General features: G+C 61.9%; 10 protein-coding genes, 2 pseudogenes and 1 riboswitch. Of the genes and pseudogenes, 6 read left to right on the forward strand and 6 right to left on the reverse strand.

The window, feature by feature from the left end; all coding sequences use genetic code 11:
- Positions 1–33: 33 nt before the first annotated feature.
- The gene (locus tag F0P97_RS05245) at positions 34–1,692 is read right to left on the reverse strand and encodes an L-lactate permease (protein ID WP_182285903.1); all 1,659 of its coding nucleotides are present in this window, start codon (positions 1,690–1,692) and stop codon (positions 34–36) included.
- 198 nt (positions 1,693–1,890) lie between these two features.
- On the opposite strand from F0P97_RS05245, the gene F0P97_RS05250 reads away from it, so the two are divergent.
- Positions 1,891–3,069, forward strand: coding sequence for an alpha-hydroxy acid oxidase (locus tag F0P97_RS05250; protein ID WP_182285904.1), 1,179 nt, complete (start codon positions 1,891–1,893; stop codon positions 3,067–3,069).
- Positions 3,070–3,124: 55 nt separating this feature from the next.
- Here the strand turns inward: F0P97_RS05250 and F0P97_RS05255 are convergent, their stop codons facing one another.
- On the reverse strand, positions 3,125–3,883 hold the full coding sequence (locus F0P97_RS05255) for a tetratricopeptide repeat protein (RefSeq protein WP_182285905.1): 759 nt from the start codon (positions 3,881–3,883) through the stop codon (positions 3,125–3,127).
- Between the two features lie 43 nt (positions 3,884–3,926).
- On the reverse strand, positions 3,927–4,730 hold the full coding sequence (locus tag F0P97_RS05260; RefSeq protein WP_182285906.1) for a tetratricopeptide repeat protein: 804 nt from the start codon (positions 4,728–4,730) through the stop codon (positions 3,927–3,929).
- A 442-nt stretch (positions 4,731–5,172) separates the two neighbouring features.
- On the opposite strand from F0P97_RS05260, the pseudogene F0P97_RS05265 reads away from it, so the two are divergent.
- Positions 5,173–5,885, forward strand: a pseudogene (locus F0P97_RS05265) (IS5 family transposase).
- A gap of 129 nt (positions 5,886–6,014) precedes the next feature.
- Here the strand turns inward: F0P97_RS05265 and nhaA are convergent.
- Positions 6,015–7,403 (reverse strand): Na+/H+ antiporter NhaA, encoded by a 1,389-nt coding sequence (gene nhaA / locus F0P97_RS05270; protein WP_182287110.1) that lies wholly within the window; start codon positions 7,401–7,403, stop codon positions 6,015–6,017.
- 351 nt (positions 7,404–7,754) lie between these two features.
- On the opposite strand from nhaA, the gene F0P97_RS05275 reads away from it, so the two are divergent.
- Positions 7,755–8,687 carry a DMT family transporter gene (locus tag F0P97_RS05275; RefSeq protein WP_182285907.1) on the forward strand — a complete coding sequence of 311 codons (933 nt, stop codon included), beginning with the start codon at positions 7,755–7,757 and terminating at the stop codon, positions 8,685–8,687.
- Positions 8,688–8,823: 136 nt separating this feature from the next.
- Here F0P97_RS05275 and F0P97_RS05280 read toward each other — a convergent pair.
- A pseudogene (locus tag F0P97_RS05280) lies at positions 8,824–10,254 on the reverse strand (amino acid permease).
- Positions 10,255–10,353: 99 nt separating this feature from the next.
- Positions 10,354–11,622, reverse strand: a complete 1,269-nt coding sequence (locus tag F0P97_RS05285; RefSeq protein WP_182285909.1) for a D-amino acid dehydrogenase — start codon at positions 11,620–11,622, stop codon at positions 10,354–10,356.
- 171 nt (positions 11,623–11,793) lie between these two features.
- Positions 11,794–11,893: riboswitch (glycine riboswitch) on the reverse strand.
- Positions 11,894–12,436: 543 nt separating this feature from the next.
- Between F0P97_RS05285 and F0P97_RS05290 the strand changes: the two genes are divergently transcribed.
- The 3 genes from F0P97_RS05290 (at position 12,437) to F0P97_RS05300 (ending at position 17,067) form a co-directional block, all read left to right on the forward strand.
- Positions 12,437–13,957: an amino acid permease gene (locus F0P97_RS05290; RefSeq protein WP_232538131.1), complete on the forward strand. Its 1,521-nt coding sequence runs from the start codon at positions 12,437–12,439 to the stop codon at positions 13,955–13,957.
- A 199-nt stretch (positions 13,958–14,156) separates the two neighbouring features.
- Positions 14,157–15,374, forward strand: coding sequence for a DNA polymerase IV (gene dinB, locus F0P97_RS05295; RefSeq protein WP_232538241.1), 1,218 nt, complete (start codon positions 14,157–14,159; stop codon positions 15,372–15,374).
- 136 nt (positions 15,375–15,510) lie between these two features.
- Positions 15,511–17,067, forward strand: a complete 1,557-nt coding sequence (locus F0P97_RS05300; protein ID WP_182285911.1) for a methyl-accepting chemotaxis protein — start codon at positions 15,511–15,513, stop codon at positions 17,065–17,067.
- Positions 17,068–17,075 lie beyond the last annotated feature (8 nt).

A 17,075-nucleotide genomic window follows, 5' to 3' on the forward strand; every position in this document is an offset into this window, starting at 1 on the left:
GGGGGGAAGCCGCAAGGCGGCTCAGAGAGCGCGTCAATTCACCATCAGCTTGAACGGCCAGACATAGGCCTGCATGGTGACGAACAGGCCCATCAGGCAGGCCAGGGCGATGGAGTGGAAGAATACGTAACGCAGGATGTCGCCTTCGCGGTTGAACCAGCGTGTGGCGGTTGAAGCCACGACAATGGATTGCGCATCGATCATCTTGCCCATCACGCCGCCCGAGCTGTTGGCGGCGCCCATGAGGTTGGGGGACAGGCCCAGTTGGTCGGCGGCGACCTTCTGCATGCCGCCGAACAGCACGTTGGACGCCGTGTCCGAGCCTGTGAGTGCCACGCCCAGCCAGCCCATCAGCGTGCCGAAGAAGGGGTAGAGCACGCCGGTGTTGGCAAAGGCCAGGCCCAGGGTGGTGTCTGTGCCCGAGTAGCGTGTCAGTGTGCCCAGGGCCAGCATCAGCACGATGGTCAGCAGCGAGTAGCGCACCAGCCAGGTGGTCTTGAAGAAGGTGCGCACTATGGTCACCGGGTTGTACTTCATGACGAAGGCACTGACGATGGCCGAGAACAGAATGGCTGTTCCGGTGGCCGACAGCAGGTTCAGCGTGTAGACAGCACCTTCCTTGGTCGGCTGGGGCACCACGGGAGGCATTTTCTCGATCAGATTGTGCAGGCCCGTCATGGGGAAGGCGGGGGCAAACAGGCTGTTGAGCCAGGCCTTGACCGGCGGCAGGCCCCAGATGAAGACAAACACCGAGAGAATGATCCAGGGTGTCCAGGCGGCGATCAGCGCGTTCCTGCTGTGCTTGGCCACGGGCTGGGGCGGCTTGACTTCGGAGGCGCTGATATCCTTGCCGCGCAGCGAGGCCGAAGTCCAGATCTTCTTGGGCTGCCAGGCGCGCAGGAACAGGATCAGGCTGGCCATGGAAACAATGGCAGCAATGATGTCCACGAGTTCGGGGCCGATGAAGTTGGAGACCAGGTACTGGGGAATGGCAAACGACAGGCCGGTGACCAGAATCGCGGGCCAGATCTCCATCATGCCCTTGCGACCGGCAAAGGCCCAGATCAGCCAGAACGGCACCAGCACCGAGAAGAAAGGCAGCTGGCGGCCGATCATGGCGGTCACTTCCATCAGATCATAGCCATGGACCTTGGCCAGCGTGATGACGGGCGTGCCGAGGGCGCCAAAGGCCACGGGTGCGGTATTGGCGATCAACGACAGACCGGATGCCGCCAGCGGAGAAAAGCCCAGGCCTATCAGGATGGCTGCCGTCACGGCCACGGGCGTGCCGAAGCCGGCAGCGCCCTCGAAAAAGGCACCGAAAGAAAAGGCAATCAGCAGCAGCTGGATGCGGCGGTCTTCGGTGATCCCGGAAAGTGAATCCTGCAGCACCTTGAAGCTGCCGTTCTGCTCGGTCAGCTGGTGCAGGAAGATGATGTTCAGCACAATCCAGCCAATGGGCAGCAGCCCGGTAAAGCCGCCGAACAAAGCTGCGCGCCCTGCCATTTCGCCGGGCATGTTGTAGACAAAGACTGCAATCAGCAGTGCTGCAATCAGGCCAGCTCCTGCGGCCAGGTGGGCTTTCATGTGCAGAAAACCAAGGCCCACCAGCATCACCACGACCGGAATGGCCGCCAGCAATGTGGATAGCCACATGTTCGATAGGGGGTCGTAGACCTGTTGCCAAACCATCTCTGTTGTCTCCTGCTTGTTGTGGTGACAAGGATGGTGGCTGCGCAAACAGACTTGCATACCTAGCATTAGCCCTTGATTTTCCCTCGCTGCAGAAAATTTCAAAACCGGCATAAATCACTTCAAACCATAGTGAACTGCCGATGACGGCGATGAGGGCTACCATCGGGTTCAACTCCAATTACAAGGCTAGAAGTCGTGAGCGATCTTTCCAAAATCACCTGTATCGAAGACCTGCGTGTGGTGGCCAAGCGTCGTGTGCCGCGCATGTTCTATGACTACGCCGATTCGGGTTCGTATACCCAGGGCACGTATCGGGCCAACGAAGACGAGTTCCAGTCAATCAAGCTGCGTCAGCGTGTGGCCGTGAACATGGAAGGGCGCAGCACGCGCACGACCATGATCGGCGAGGAGGTCGCCATGCCGGTGGCGATTGCGCCCACGGGCCTGACCGGCATGCAGCATGCCGATGGCGAGATTCTTGGAGCCAAGGCCGCCAAGGCCTTTGGCGTGCCGTTCACGCTGTCCACCATGAGCATCTGCTCGCTGGAGGACATCGCCGAGCACACGGATCGCCATCCGTTCTGGTTCCAGCTCTATGTGATGCGCGACAAGGCCTTCATGGAGCGCTTGATCAATCGCGCCAAGGCGGCCAACTGCTCGGCGCTGGTGGTGACGCTGGACCTGCAGATCCTGGGTCAGCGGCACAAAGACATCAAGAACGGCCTGTCCACCCCGCCCAAGCCCACGCTGGCAAACCTCATCAATCTGGCGACCAAGCCGCACTGGTGCCTGGGAATGCTGGGTACCAAGCGCCGCAGCTTCGGCAATATCGTCGGCCATGTGGATGGTGTGGGCGATGTGTCCTCGCTGTCGTCCTGGACGGCAGATCAGTTCGATCCGTCACTGAACTGGAGCGATGTGGAATGGATCAAGAAGCTATGGGGCGGCAAGATCATTCTCAAGGGCGTGATGGATGCCGAAGATGCGCGCCTGGCAGCGCAAAGCGGTGCTGACGCGCTGGTGGTCAGCAACCATGGTGGCCGTCAGCTTGACGGCGCGCCTTCTTCGATTGCAGCCTTGCCGTCGATTGCAGAGGCTGCGGGCAAGGACATCGAAGTCTGGATGGATGGCGGCATTCGCAGCGGTCAGGACGTGCTCAAGGCCCGCGCACTGGGTGCGCAAGGCACGATGATAGGCCGCAGCTTCCTCTACGGTCTGGGGGCCTATGGCCAGGCCGGCGTGAGCAAGGCGCTGCAGATCATCCACAAGGAGCTGGACACCACCATGGCCTTCTGCGGGCACACCAATATCAACCAGGTCGGCAAAGAGATTCTGTTGCCCGGCACCTATCCCAAACCGTTTGCAGTGATCTGATCCGTGTTGTCGGCGGCTTGCTGCGCTGCAAGCCGCCGCGACCTCTGGCCGGAGGTCAGGAGTTGCCGGCCCTGGGCTTCCACTCCTGCACCTGCTGCTGGATCTTGGCCCGTTGCGCCGGCTTCAATTTCTTGGCAATGATTTCCTGCTGCTTGGCCGAATCCTTCTCGCCATCCCTGGCTGCCAGCAGCGCCCAGAAATAGGCCTGGGGCCAGCTTTGGCTGACACCGCGGCCCAGGGCATACATGGAGCCCACGTTGAACTGGCTATTGGCATCTCCTTGCGCTGCCGCAATCATGTACCACTTGAAGGCCTCCTTGCTGTCTTGCGCCACGCCACGGCCATGGTCGTACATATAGCCGAGATTGCTCTGGCTAGAGACATGGTTTTGTGCCACGGCAAGGCGATACAGCCTGACGGCTTCTTCCGGGTTCTCAGCCACGCCACGACCGTCGTCATACATCACGGCGAGGTTGAACAGGCCATCGACATCGCCTTGTTCTGCCGCCAGGCGATACCACTTGACGGCCTCTTCATCGCTTTGTGGCACGCCGCGTCCGCGGCCGTACAACAGGCCCATATTGGCCTGGCTTTCGGCGTGGCCCTGCTTTGCGGCCAGCATGAACCACTTGGCAGCTTCGTCATCATTCTTGGGGCCACCGCGGCCCGTGAGATAGACCGCCGCGAGCTTGAACTGCGCCTGGGCATCGCCCGCCTGGGCTTTTTGCAGCAGGTCGGCCGATTGCGCGATGGCCAGAGGGCAGGAGAGCAGCAGGGCGGCTGCGCAAAGAAGATGGCTGAATTGCTTTTTCATGGATCGCCTGTCGATAGGGAGTTATTGTTTCGAACGCGCAAATTCAGCGATTTGTCGTCTTGGGTTTCCAGGCACTGATTCTCTTGTTCAGGGTAGTGCGCTCTGCAGGCTTGAGCTTCTGTGCGACTGCATTGCGCAGCGACACCGTGCCCTCCAGGCCCTGGGCGGCCGCCAGGCAATACCAGAAATAGGCCTGAGACAGGCTGCGCTTGACGCCCCGGCCTTCCTCAAACATCGTGCCGAGATTGACCTGGGCCGTCGCATTGCCCTGCTCCGCGGCCAGGCCCAGCAGTCTGGCGGCCTCCTTCTCGTCGAGAGGCACGCCGCGACCGGTGGCATACATCACGGCGAGGTTGGCCTGGCCCGAGTCGTGGCCCTTGGCGGCCGTTATGCCAAACCATTTGGCGGCTTCCTGATCGCTTTGTTCCACCCCGCGGCCGCTGACGTACATCAGTCCCAGGTTGTACTGGGCATCGAGAAGGTTCTGCGCGGCTGCAAGCCGATACCACTTGACGGCCTCCCGATCGCTTTGCTCCACCCCGCGGCCGTCTTCGTACATCACGCCCAGATTGAACTGGCCGTTGGCCTCTCCCTGAGCTGCCGAAAGCCGGTACCACTTGACGGCCTCCTGGTCGCTTTGCTTCACGCCACGGCCGCGGTCATACATCAGGCCGAGATTGCTCTGGCTCAATGCATTGCCTTGTGCTGCCGCAAGACCAAACCAATGAGCGGCTCTCTCGTCGCTTTGCGCCACACCACGGCCTTCCACGTATATCTGGCCGAGATCCAGCTGTGCCTGTGCATCCCCCGCCTGTGCTTTATGCAGCAGGTCCGCTGGCTGAGCCATTGCCAAGGTGCTGGCAAGCAACAATGTGGCAGCGGAGTAAAGGTGAAGCTTTTTTTTTGCATTTTTCCTGATGTTCTTGGGATAGATGAGCTGTGCCCTGCCTGCAATGGCAGGGCAGCCCATGACTTCAGGCTGCCCTGATGTCTTTCCCTGCATGCTCGGGCAGACCCACGGTTCAGCAGTCGGCAGAGCGAGAGCGTGCCGCGAAGCAGCAAGGCGAGAGCGCCGACCATCGGGCACTGCTGATTCAGGCCGGCTATGGGCCTGGAGCCTCTGGAGCATCTGTCGGCGCCCTTCATGGCGCAGGCATTCCGATGTCCGGACTGTGGGCCGGAGCGAGGAGGCATTCTAGGGTCTGTTGAGATTTGATTTTTACCTTCCGGGGTGGCGTCACAATCGCGCTGTGATGCGATACGTTTTGACAGATGAACAATGGGCTCGTATGAGCCCATTGTGTTTAGGGAAGATTGGGGATCGAGGACGCAGTGGCTCCAACAATCGACTGTTCTTGGAAGCAGTGCTTTGGGTTGCGCGTACAGGTAGCCCTTGGCGAGATCTGCCGCCTGAATTTGGCAAGTGGAACACCGTCTTCAAACGGTTTCGCGACTGGGTCAAAGCTGATGTCTTTCAAAAGCTGTTTGACGCGGTCAGCGATCAACCGGACATGGAATACGTGATGGTGGATGCAACGATTGTGCGAGTGCACAGGCATGGACAGGGTGCAAAAGGGGGTCTGCGAGCCAGGCCATAGGTCGCAGTCGAGGTGGTTTGACCACCAAGATATTGGCGCTGACGGATGCCCTTGGAAACTTGATCCGATTTGTGTTGCTGCCAGGCCAACGGCATGATCTTCAAGGTGTAGAACAGCTGCTCGAAGGCATAGACCTGCGGACATTGCTGGCCGACAAAGCGTTTGACGCAGACTGGCTGAAGCAACACTTGCTGGCACAGGGTTGCCAAGTGGTGATTGCACAAAAGGCCAATCGTCGAGCGCCCTTGCAGATTGATATAGAGGTCTACAAGTGGCGGCACTTGATCGAGAACTTCTTTTGCAAGCTCAAGGAGTTCAAGCGCATTGCAATGCGCAGCGACAAGACAGACAGCAGCTTCGCTGCTGTCATCACGCTGGCATCGGCTGTGATCAATTCACGTTAAATCTCAACACGTCCTAGTCACCTGACAAGCAGCAGCCGCCAGTCGCTCATCGCGTCTGGCGGCTGCTGCTTGTTGATCAGGGCCGCTTGTCAGCCCCGAGCCCGACCGGGCATCGTGATCGGGAAGTGCTTATGCGTGCTGCAGGCGCTTGCGCATGGCAAAGCCATAGCCCAGTCCCAGCAAGGCTGCCATGGCCGAGCCTGCCAGAATGCCCAGCTTGGCTGCGCCCAGCAGCTTCGCATCCGCAAAGGCCAGGCCGCCGACAAAGATGGACATGGTAAAGCCTATGCCGGCCAGCAGGCCCACCAGCAACACGCCGCGCCAGTTCAGACCCTCAGGCAGGCTGCACAGCCCGCTCTTGACGGCCAGCCAGGTGCAGATGAAGATCCCCAGGGGCTTGCCCAGAACCAGGGCCACCAGCACGGCCATGGCGGTGGTCTGCGGTGCGGCAGCGCTCAGGTCTATGTCCGAGAACTGCACGCCGGCATTGGCCAGTGCAAAAATGGGCATGATGCAAAAAGCCACCCATGGATGAAGAATCATGGGCAGACGCAGAGCAGGCGGCAGCAGGTCGCGCTGTGCGAGCTGGGCAGCGCGCAACTGCTGCAGCAGATGTTGCGGATCGGGCCTGTCGCTGAGCATCTGCTCGCCGGCCTTGCGCATGGCCGTCTGTGCCGTTATCAGCAGCGGCATGGGAGCGGGGCGTACAAACACAGGCGTCATCAGACCCAGCACCACACCTGCCAGAGTGGGGTGAGCGCCGGTCTTGAGCAGGCCGAACCAGAGGATGGCTCCGGGCAGCACATACAGGGGCGCGGCGGCAATGCCCATGCGGTTGAACAGCAGCACCAGCAGCACGCCGGCTGCGGCGACCACAAAGCCCATGGCCTGCAGGCCGCCGGAGTAGAAGAAGGCGATGATGAGCACGGCCACGATGTCGTCGATGATGGCCAGGGCCAGCAGGAAGATACGCAGTGCACCCGGAATATTGCGGCCCAGCAAGGCCAGCACGCCCACGGCAAACGCGATGTCGGTCGCCGTCGGTATTGCCCAGCCGTTGAGCAGCGTCCTGTCGTTGCCCGCCAGGGCCACGTAGATGAGCGCGGGCACGGCCACGCCGCCGATGGCAGCGATCAGCGGCAGACTGGCCTGGCGCAGGCTGGCCAACGCGCCGTTGTGCAGCTCGCGCCGGATCTCCATGCCCACAACCAGGAAGAACACCGTCATCAGCACATCGTTGACGATGAAATGCAGATCGGTGCTGAAGCTCCAGGGGCCAAGCGTCAGCGCGACGGGGGCATGCCATAGTGCAAAGTAGCTTGGAGCTGCAGCGGAGTTGGCCCAGATCAGGGCTGCGGCAGCGGCCAGCATGAGCACCATGCCGGCAAAGGATTCGATATGCAGCAGGTGCGAGATTTGTGCCTGCACGCGCTCGGTCGCGGATTGCAGTGCGGGAACACGGGGTGAATTTGGGGATGCAAAAGGCGCAGGGGCCTGCACAAGTGTTTGTGGGTCCATGTGTCGGTAGGTGGCTGAAGTCGTGCGCTGAATGCGTTCTGCACCTGAGGCAATGCCTGCTGGTGCCGTCTGCACTGCTAGACGACTGGAGCGCTGGCGGCCCGACCTGCGCATGAACATTCACCTGCCATCGCCACCTCGTGCGGCGGGCACCCGGCCGAAATTGTAGCTAAAGATGCAGCAATGGTCTGGATTTGAGGTTATTTTGCCTGGGTGGAGACTTCGCCATCAGAACGGAAGCCGTTCGCACTTCACGTCGCCTCGGCTTGAGCGGGTGGACTGCACGAATCGCGTCAGCACCGTCCGGCAGCCAGCGCTATGCTGGCGCGCTAACAGAAAAGAAAGCGTCTCATGTCGGGCATAGGAATGGAATATTTGTGGGTGGGCGTGGTGCTGTTTGCGGCGGCGGCGCAGACGGTGCGCAACACGGCCCAGCGCTCGCTGACGGCTCAGGTCGGCACGCTGCCAGCCACCCTGGTGCGCTTTCTCTACGGCTTGCCGTTTGCCGCCATCTATCTGCTGGCGCTGTATGGCTTGGGCGATCCGTCCCAGGTGCTGCCGAAGTTCAGCGTCGCGTATCTGGGCTGGATTGCGCTTGGAGCCTTCTTTCAGGTCGCTGCCACGGCGGCCTTGCTGATGGCCATGAAGGAGCGCAACTTTGCCGTGGCGGTCACGCTGTCCAAGACCGAGGTGCTGCAGGTGGCCTTGTTTGCCGCCATGTTTCTGCACGAGCTGCCGACCCGGCTGGCGCTGCTGGCCATGGTGCTTGCCACGGTGGGCGTGCTGATGCTGTCGCTGCCGCCGCGCGGGCAGCTGTTCACGCTCTCGGCCTGGACCAGCAAATCCTCGGTCTACGGGCTGATCTGCGGCGCCTGTTTTGCGCTGGCCACCGTGGGCTTTCGCGGCGGCGCGGTCGAGATCGCAGCGCTGGGCGTGAGCTCGCCCTGGCTTTCCGGGGCCTGGGGCGTGCTGATTGCGCAGACCATGCAGTCCGTCGTCATGAGCGCCTGGATTGCCAGAACCCATGAGCAGGGCCTGCGCCCGATCTTCAAGGCCTGGCGCATCTCACTGCTGGCTGGCAGCATGGGCGCTGCGGCCTCGCTGGCCTGGTTCACCGCCTATGCCATGCAGGGGGCGGCTGCCGTGCGCACCCTGGGCATGGTGGAGGTGGTGTTCAGCTATATCGTCTCGCGCAAGGTGTTCAGCGAGAAGCTGTCGCTGACCGAAAAGCTGGGCATGGCGCTGATGATGCTGGGACTGGTGCTGATCTGTCTGCAGCTCTGATTTCAAGAGCTGCCTGCGCTTTCCATTGCTCATTTCTAAAGTGAAAAATCCTTTGAATGAAGCATGGAAGAGCACAAGAAGCTCCTGAATCAATCAGCGTATAGCCATGGCATCCCCAGTGCGGCTGTGCTGCGCCTCAGGCGGCTTGCTGTTGCGCTTGCGCCAGGCGATGGCGCTGCTCGGGCTTGACCGCGTAGAGCCGGTAGCCAATCGTCAGCAGCGCAAACCACAGGGGCGCGATATATAGGGCCACGCGGGTGCTGGCATCCAGCGACAGGCAGACCAGCACCACGGCCAGAAAGGCCAGCACAAACCAGTTGGTGAACGGTGCGCCGGGCATGCGGTAGGCCACGGCTGCCGCATGACCCAGCCTGACGGCGCGGCGATAGCGCAGATGGGAAAAGACAATGATGCCCCAGGTCCAGACGGCGCCGATGGTGGCAATGCTGGTCACGTAGATGAAAGCCTCCTCGGGCACCAGATAGTTCAGCACCACGCCAAGCAGCATGAATGCTGCCGACAAAACAATACCGGCCGCAGGCACATGGCGCGCATTGACCCTGCCCAGCCTGGCGGGAGCCTGTTTGAATTGCGCCAGCGTATAGAGCATGCGGCCCGTGCTGAAGATGCCGCTGTTGCATGAGGAGGCGGCGGCAGTGATGACCACGAAGTTGATGATGCCGGCGGCGGCAGGAATGCCCAGCTTGTCGAAGACATGGACGAAAGGGCTCATGTCGGGGCTGAGTTCGTTCCAGGGCACCAGCGACATGATGATGATCAGGGCGCCGATATAGAAGATCAGAATGCGGTAGACGATGCTGTTGGTGGCGCGGGGCAGCACTTTCTCGGGCGACTCGGCCTCGCCGGCCGTCACGCCGATCAATTCCACACCGGTATAGGCAAAGCAGGCTATCTGCAAGGTGAAGACCACGCCCACCATGCCCACGGGTGCAAAGCCTCCATGCGACCATAGGTTGGTGAAGCTTGCCGTCTGGCCCAGCGGTCCCCAGCCCGTGGTGATGATGGCCACACCCAGCACCAGCGTGGCCACGATGGTCACGACCTTGATCAGCGCGAACCAGAATTCCAGCTCGCCGAAGACCTTGACCGCAATCAGATTCACGCCCAGCAGCACGGCCAGGGTGGCGAGCGCCGGAACCCATTGCGGAATGGCCGGAAACCAGTAGTGGGTGTAGATGCCTATGGCCGTGAGCTCCGCCATGCCCGTCACCACCCAGGTGAACCAGTAGGTCCAGCTGGTGACGAATCAGGCCCAGGGGCTGACATAGGTTTCGGCATAGGTGGCAAAAGAGCCGGCCACAGGGCGGTGCACCAGCAACTCGCCCAGTGCCCGCATGATGAAGAAGATGGTCAGCCCCGCGATGGCGTAGCTGACCAGCAGCAGCGGCCCGGCCTTGTGGATCGCCTTGGCCGAGCCCAGGAACAGGCCCACGCCAATGGCACCGCCCAGGGCGATCAGCTGGATATGCCGGTCCTTGAGGCCGCGCTCCAGCTCCCCTGTCTGCTGCAGCGACTCCCCGGCTGCGCTTGGATGATTTCGACTCATGTTGTATGTCTCCGTTTGCCATTCACACGGCAACAGCTGCCCCTCACGGGGCGCTGCGGCTGCCGTGTCTGGCTTGTTGATGAGGTTTTCAGGTCGTGGTCAGGCGCTGGCGGTGGTCAGCTTGGCCGGCCGGGACTGCCTGCTGGCGCTGCCCATGGACTGCAGCACGAGGTCGCCGACCATGTCGGCGGTAACGGCCGACAAGGTCCAGCCCAGATGGCCGTGGCCGGTGTTGTAGAACACGCAGGGCTTGTTGCCAGGGCCCACGCGCGGCAGCATGTCCGGCATCATGGGACGCAGGCCCGCCCAGGGCACCACGCTGCGCGTGCTGACGCCCGGGAAGCACTGCTGCACCCATTCGATGAGAGGGCGGATGCGGTCGGCGCGGATGTCCTTGTTGTAGCCGTTGAACTCCGCCGTACCGGCAACTCGGAAGCGATCGTCACCCAGGCGGCTGGTGACCAGCTTGGTCTCGTCGTCCAGCAGACTCACCACGGGGGCTGCGGCGCGGCTGGCTTCGTCCGCCAGATTGACCGTGATGGAATAGCCCTTGACCGGATAGATGTTGACGCTGTCGCCGAGCTGAGCGGCCAGGGCGCGGCTGGCCGTGCCTGCGCAGACCACCATGGCGTCGAAAGTCGAGGTCTCGGTTGCCGGACCCTGGCGCACGGTCACGCTGGCCTGTTTGCCATTGCTGCTCACCGACACGATTTCCTGACCGTAGCGGCATTGCACGCCGAGTCGCTCACAGGCAGCGGCAAGGCCGCTGGTGAACTTGTGGATGTCGCCTGTGGAGTCGCTCTCGGTGAAGTAGCCGCCATAGAAGGTTCCGGACAGGGTCGGCTCGATGGAGCGCATCTCCTGCGGTGTCACGGCGCGGCGCTCCAGCCCGCCTTTGGCCAGCAACTGGGAAACCTTGCCCGCATGTTCAAAGCCTGCTCGGTCACGGTAGATATGCAGGATGCCTTTTTGCTTCAGATCGAAGTCAATGCCTTCGCGAGCCGCCCATTCGAACAGGTGCTCGCGTGCCGCAATCGCCAGCCTGGCGGTCTCCACGGTGTTTTTCTCATAGTGGGGGATGGCAGCGAGAAACTGGCAGAACCAGGAAATCTTGTGCCAGCTGGGCTTGGGGTTGAGCAGCAGCGGAGCATCGCTCTTGAGCATCCACTTGAGGCCTTTGACAATGGTGGACCAATGGGTCCAGACCTCGGCGTTCGAGGCCGAGAGCTGGCCGCCATTGGCGAACGAGGTTTCCATGGCGGCGTAGCGCTGTTTCTCGAACAGGGTGACGGAAAATCCGCGGCGAGCGAGAGCGTAGGCGGTGGTCACGCCCGTGATGCCACCGCCGATGACGGCGATTGTCTTCATGATTCAGATTCCAGAAACGTCAAGGGTGGAGCCCGTGCGCAACATGCGCAGCGGACGCCCCCTCTGTTCTGGACCTGAGAGATTCACGAGGCATGGCCTTGCGGCGCTGCTCGCTTGCTCCTTCGGTATGCCCGGCGGACGATGACGTCCGGACATTCTTCAGAGTGTGTGAAAGCGATGCCGATCCTTTGGCCTGAGAGTTTCCGGGGCGGTTGCTCCTTCGGCGCTGCATGCGCCAAGTTTGCGCTGCAGTCTCTCTCGGCATCACCGGGCTGAGTGCCTGTGGGCAAATGTAGGAAGAACGGCGGCGCCTGGATATACGGGTTTACTAGACTTCTGCGCCAGGGCCCAGTCATGGCTGATCATGTGGAGTCCACGCTATTTGATAGCGCTTTGCGTTTATCGTTCAAGGAAATATTGAGTATTTGTCTATGAAAATGAATTTATTCAAGCGCAGTGCGCTTCTAAATTCATAGCGATAGACGCTGTCAAGTGCCGCCGAGCAGCCCCAGAGTCAGCCCCTGCATTGGCATGGCGGGCCATGGCCGGCAGTGGATTTGGGCAAAATATCGTCTTTGCCTGTCAATGGGCCCGGCGATATCACCGCTTTGCCATTGAAGCGCCCGACTGGGGTGGCTGCCGATTCAGGATGCGACTGGCCTATCCGCCATGGCGTTCTGCTGTCATGGCTTCGTTCCTTTGTCCTTGTTGCCCGCGACCGTCATGGTCGCCTTTTTGCGTTGCCTGTCGCAGCGCCTGCGGGATGGTTGGGTGTTTTGTCCGGATGGGCGCAAACCATTACAACAAGACATTTATGTCCCAACCCAACTCAAGCCAGCAGCTCGCGCCGACTGGCGATGGTGACGATAAGCAGCCCCGCTTGCACCGGGTGCTCAAGCAGCGCCACCTGAGCATGATCGCCATTGGCGGCGCCATCGGAACGGGCCTGTTTGTGGCCTCCGGCTCGGCCATCGCCCAGATCGGCCCCGGCGGAGCCGTGCTCACCTATCTTCTCATCGGCATCATGGTGTACTACATCATGACCAGCCTGGGTGAGCTGGCTGCCTTCATGCCGGTGGCCGGCTCTTTCTCTACCTATGCCTCGCGCTATGTGGATCGCGGCTTCGGCTTTGCGCTGGGCTGGAACTTCTGGTTCAGCTGGGCCGTGGTGGTGGCGGTGGACCTGGTGGCCTCGCAACTGGTCATGGCCTACTGGTTTCCCAATGTGCCGGGCATCCTCTGGAGCGGCCTGTTCCTGCTGCTGATGGTGGGGCTGAACGCGTTTTCCGCGCGCGGCTTTGCCGAGGCCGAGTACTGGTTCGCACTGATCAAGGTGCTGGCCGTGGTGGCCTTTCTGATCACCGGCGTGCTGATTCTGTTCGGCATCATCAGCAACGGCCATGTGCCCGGCTTCGAGAACTGGACCACGGGCGATGCGCCATTCGTCGGCAATTTCGCGACCTTTGTGGGCGTGGCCATGATCGTGGCCTATTCCTTCCAGGGCACGGAGCTGGTGGGCGTGGCGGCGGGCGAATCCGAGAACCCGCGCGAGAACGTGCCGCGTGCGATTCGCCAGGTGTTCTGGCGCATCCTGCTGTTCTATGTGCTGGCGATTGTCGTCATCGGCTTTCTGATTCCCTATACCGATCCGCAACTGCTGCGCACTGATGTCGCCGATATCGCCGTGAGCCCGTTCACGCTGGTGTTCCAGCACGCAGGCCTGCTGTCGGCGGCTACGGTGATGAATGCGGTGATCCTGACCTCGGTGCTGTCGGCCGGCAACTCGGGCATGTATGCGGCCACGCGCATGCTCTACAACATGGCAACCGAGGGCAATGCGCCGCGCATCTTCTCCCGGCTGACCCAGAACGGCGTGCCGCTGGTGGCCTTGATCGGCAGCACGCTGGTCGCCAGCCTGTGCCTGTTTTCCTCGCTCTACAGCCCGCAGGCCGTCTATATCTGGCTGCTGAATCTGGCCGGCATGACGGAGTTCATCGTCTGGCTCGGCATTGCCGTCAGTCACTACCGCTTCCGTCGCGGCTATGTCATGCATGGCCACGATGTGGGCCTGCTGCCCTACAAGGCCGGCGCCTTCCCCTTCGGTCCCATCTTTGCCTTTGTGCTGTGCCTGGTGGTGACGCTGGGCCAGAACTATCAGGCCTTCCTGGAAGATCGCATCGATTGGGGCGGCGTGGTCTCGACCTATCTGGGCATTCCGCTGTTCCTGCTGTTCTGGCTGGGTTACTGGCTGGTCAAGCGCAAGACCTGGGTCAGCTATGCCGATATGCGCTTTGACGAGCTCGAAGACATCAAGCTGGGCAAGGTTTCGTCCTGAGGCGGTTTGAGCCTTTCCCCTCTCTGTTCGGGAGGGGGTAGCAGCAGGGCCGGGGGCTGGCGCTGCTTGCTGTTTCCTGGTGCCTGTATGCCTGTTTGACGCATGGCTGCCGTCTCTTGCCAGCGCAGGCAAAATCGGCACTGTGAGCGATCTTCCCACCAGCCCCGAGCCCAGACCCAGGCGCATAGCGCATCTGGACATGGACGCGTTCTACGCCTCCGTGGAGCTGCTGCGCTACCCGCAGCTCAAGGGGCTGCCGGTGGTGATCGGCGGCGGGCGGCGCAGCTTTGACGAAGAGCTGCTGGCGCGGCATGCGGGGCGGCCGCTGTCCGAGATCCCGGTGGCGGACTTTCCGCTGCTGCGCGACTACACGGGGCGCGGCGTGATCACCACGGCCACCTATCCGGCACGGCAGTTCGGCGTGGGCTCGGCCATGGGCATGATGAAGGCCGCCAGACTGTGCCCGCAGGCGATTCTTCTGCCCGTGGACTTTGGCGAGTACCGGCGCTTTTCCCGGGCCTTCAAAGAGATCATCGTGTCGATTGCTCCGCTGATGGAGAACCGCGGCGTGGACGAGGTCTACATCGACTTCACCGACGTGCCCGGCGGCCAGCGCGAAGGCGGACGCGTGCTGGCCCGGCTGATCCAGAAAGCTATTTTCGATGCCACGGGCCTGACCTGCTCGGTCGGTGTGGCTCCCAACAAGCTGCTGGCCAAGATGGCCAGCGAGTTCAACAAGCCCAACGGCATCTCCATCGTCCAGCCCGAAGATCTGCAAAGCCAGATCTGGCCGCTGGCCTGCCGCAAGGTCAACGGCATAGGACCCAAGGCCGATGCCAAGCTCAAGAGCCTGGGCATAGAAACCATTGGCGATCTGGCCGCGCAAAGCCTGCCGCAGCTGCTGCACTGGTTTGGCAAAAGCTATGGCCACTGGCTGCACGAGTCGGCCTGGGGGCGGGACGAGCGTGCCGTGGTGACCGAGAGCGAGCCGGTTTCCATGAGTCGCGAAACCACCTTCGAGCGCGATCTGCATGCCGTACGCGACAAAGCCGAGCTGGGCGCGATCTTCACGGACCTGTGCGAGCGTCTGGCAGAGGATCTGAAGCGCAAGGGCTATGTGGGGCGCACCGTGGGCATCAAGCTGCGCTATGACGATTTCAGGATCGCCACGCGGGACCAGACCCTGAACCTGCCGATACAGGAGGCGGCAGCCATCCGCCTGGCCGCGGGCCAATGCCTCAAGCGCGTACCGCTTGGCAAGCGCATCAGGCTGCTGGGGGTCAAGGTCTCGGGCCTGATTGCCGAGCAGCTCTGGCAGGCAAGTGCCGGCGATCCTGCGGCTCGCGAACTGCTGCTCAGGCCTCATGGTTTGACCTCGGTCAAGTATTCGGATCCATATACCGCATCTCTGTTCTGAGCTTGGGGCCACGGGAATCATCGCTGTGCGATGATTCAATTGTGAATTTGTGTATCTGGTTAACCAGCTGCCTACGGTATGCCTGATGCTCACTCTCGAACAAAAACTACATAGGCCTATTGGAGGAGTGCAAAGCATGCGCCTGAACCTGCCGGTATCTCAACAAAACTACGACTTTCCAGGTGACGAGCTGCTGGTCTCCAGCACCAACACCAAGGGCGAGATCACTCATTGCAACCCGGCCTTCGTGCGCGTCAGCGGCTTTGCCTACGAAGAGCTGATCGGCCAGCCGCACAATCTGATTCGCCACCCCGACATGCCGGCCGCTGCCTTCAAGGATATGTGGCGCACCATTGCCCATGGCTATCCCTGGACGGCACTGGTCAAGAACCGACGCAAGAACGGTGACCACTACTGGGTGCGCGCCAATGTCACGCCCATCATGGAGGGCGGCAAGCCAAGCGGCTATCTTTCGGTGCGTACCAAGCCTTCGGCCAGGGAAGTGGCTGAAGCCGAAGCGCTGTACGCGCGCATGCGCAACGAGGAAAAGCAGGGGCAGGCCAGCTTCCGCCTGCGCGCGGGCGCGGTGCGTCGTCTGGGGCTGATGGGCTGGTGGGATGGTCGCAAGGATGTGGGCCTGGTGGCGCGCATGGCCTGGTTGCTGGCCATCATGGCCTTGACCGCCATGCTGCCCGATATGCTGGGTTGGCAGGGGGCAGCTGCCTGGGGCTGGCGTGCTGCAAGCCTGGTGGTGGGCGGCGGATTCGTGCTGTGGCGCTTTCAACGGCGCTGCGTGGCGGGACTGGAGGAAGCCAGCAGCTTTGCGGCCGATGTGGCTGCCTGCAATCTGAGCACCGAATGCAGCCAGAGCTACAGCGGTGCCGTGGGGGCGCTGATGCTGAGGCTGCAGCAGATTCAGATCAATCTGCGCGCCGTGGTGGGCGATGTGCGTACCGAGGTGCAGGGCTTTGCCCAGACCGCCCATGAAATCGCCCAGAGCAGTTTCGATCTGGCGGGGCGTACCGAATCGCAGGCCTCCAGCCTTCAGCAGACGGCGGCCTCGATGGAGGAAATTTCGGGCACCGTGTCGCAGACGGCCGATACGGCACAGTTCATGGCCGGTGCCAGCGACGAGAGCAGCAAGGTGGCCAGCCGCAGCGGCGCGGCCATCAGCGAAGTGGGACTGGCCATGGAGCATATCCGCGGCTCCTCCACCCGCATGAGCGAGATCATTGGCGTGATCGAGAGCATTGCCTTCCAGACCAATCTGCTGGCCCTGAACGCGGCCGTTGAGGCGGCGCGTGCCGGCGAGCAGGGGCGCGGCTTTGCCGTGGTGGCGGGCGAGGTGCGGGCACTGGCCCAGCGCAGTGCCGAGGCGGCCAAGGAAATCAGCGTGCTCATCAACCGCACGGTCGATGGCATCAATGACGGAAATGCGCGCATGCGTGCTGCGGGTCAGACCATAGACGGCATGGCGCAGGCCGTGGACAAGGTCGGCTCCCTGGTGCACCAGATCAGCATTGCCACGCGCGAACAATCGATAGGCATCTCGCAAGTCAACGAGGCCGTGGCCAAGCTCGACTCGGTGACCCAGCAGAATGCGGCTCTGGTGGAGCAGTCGACCAGTGCCGCGCAATCGCTGCGCCAGAGTGCCAGGACGCTGGAGCGTTCGGTGGACGTGTTCCATCTTTAGGCTTTTGC

The organism is Comamonas testosteroni (genome assembly GCF_014076415.1).
In the GTDB taxonomy this organism is placed as follows: domain Bacteria; phylum Pseudomonadota; class Gammaproteobacteria; order Burkholderiales; family Burkholderiaceae_C; genus Comamonas; species Comamonas testosteroni_F.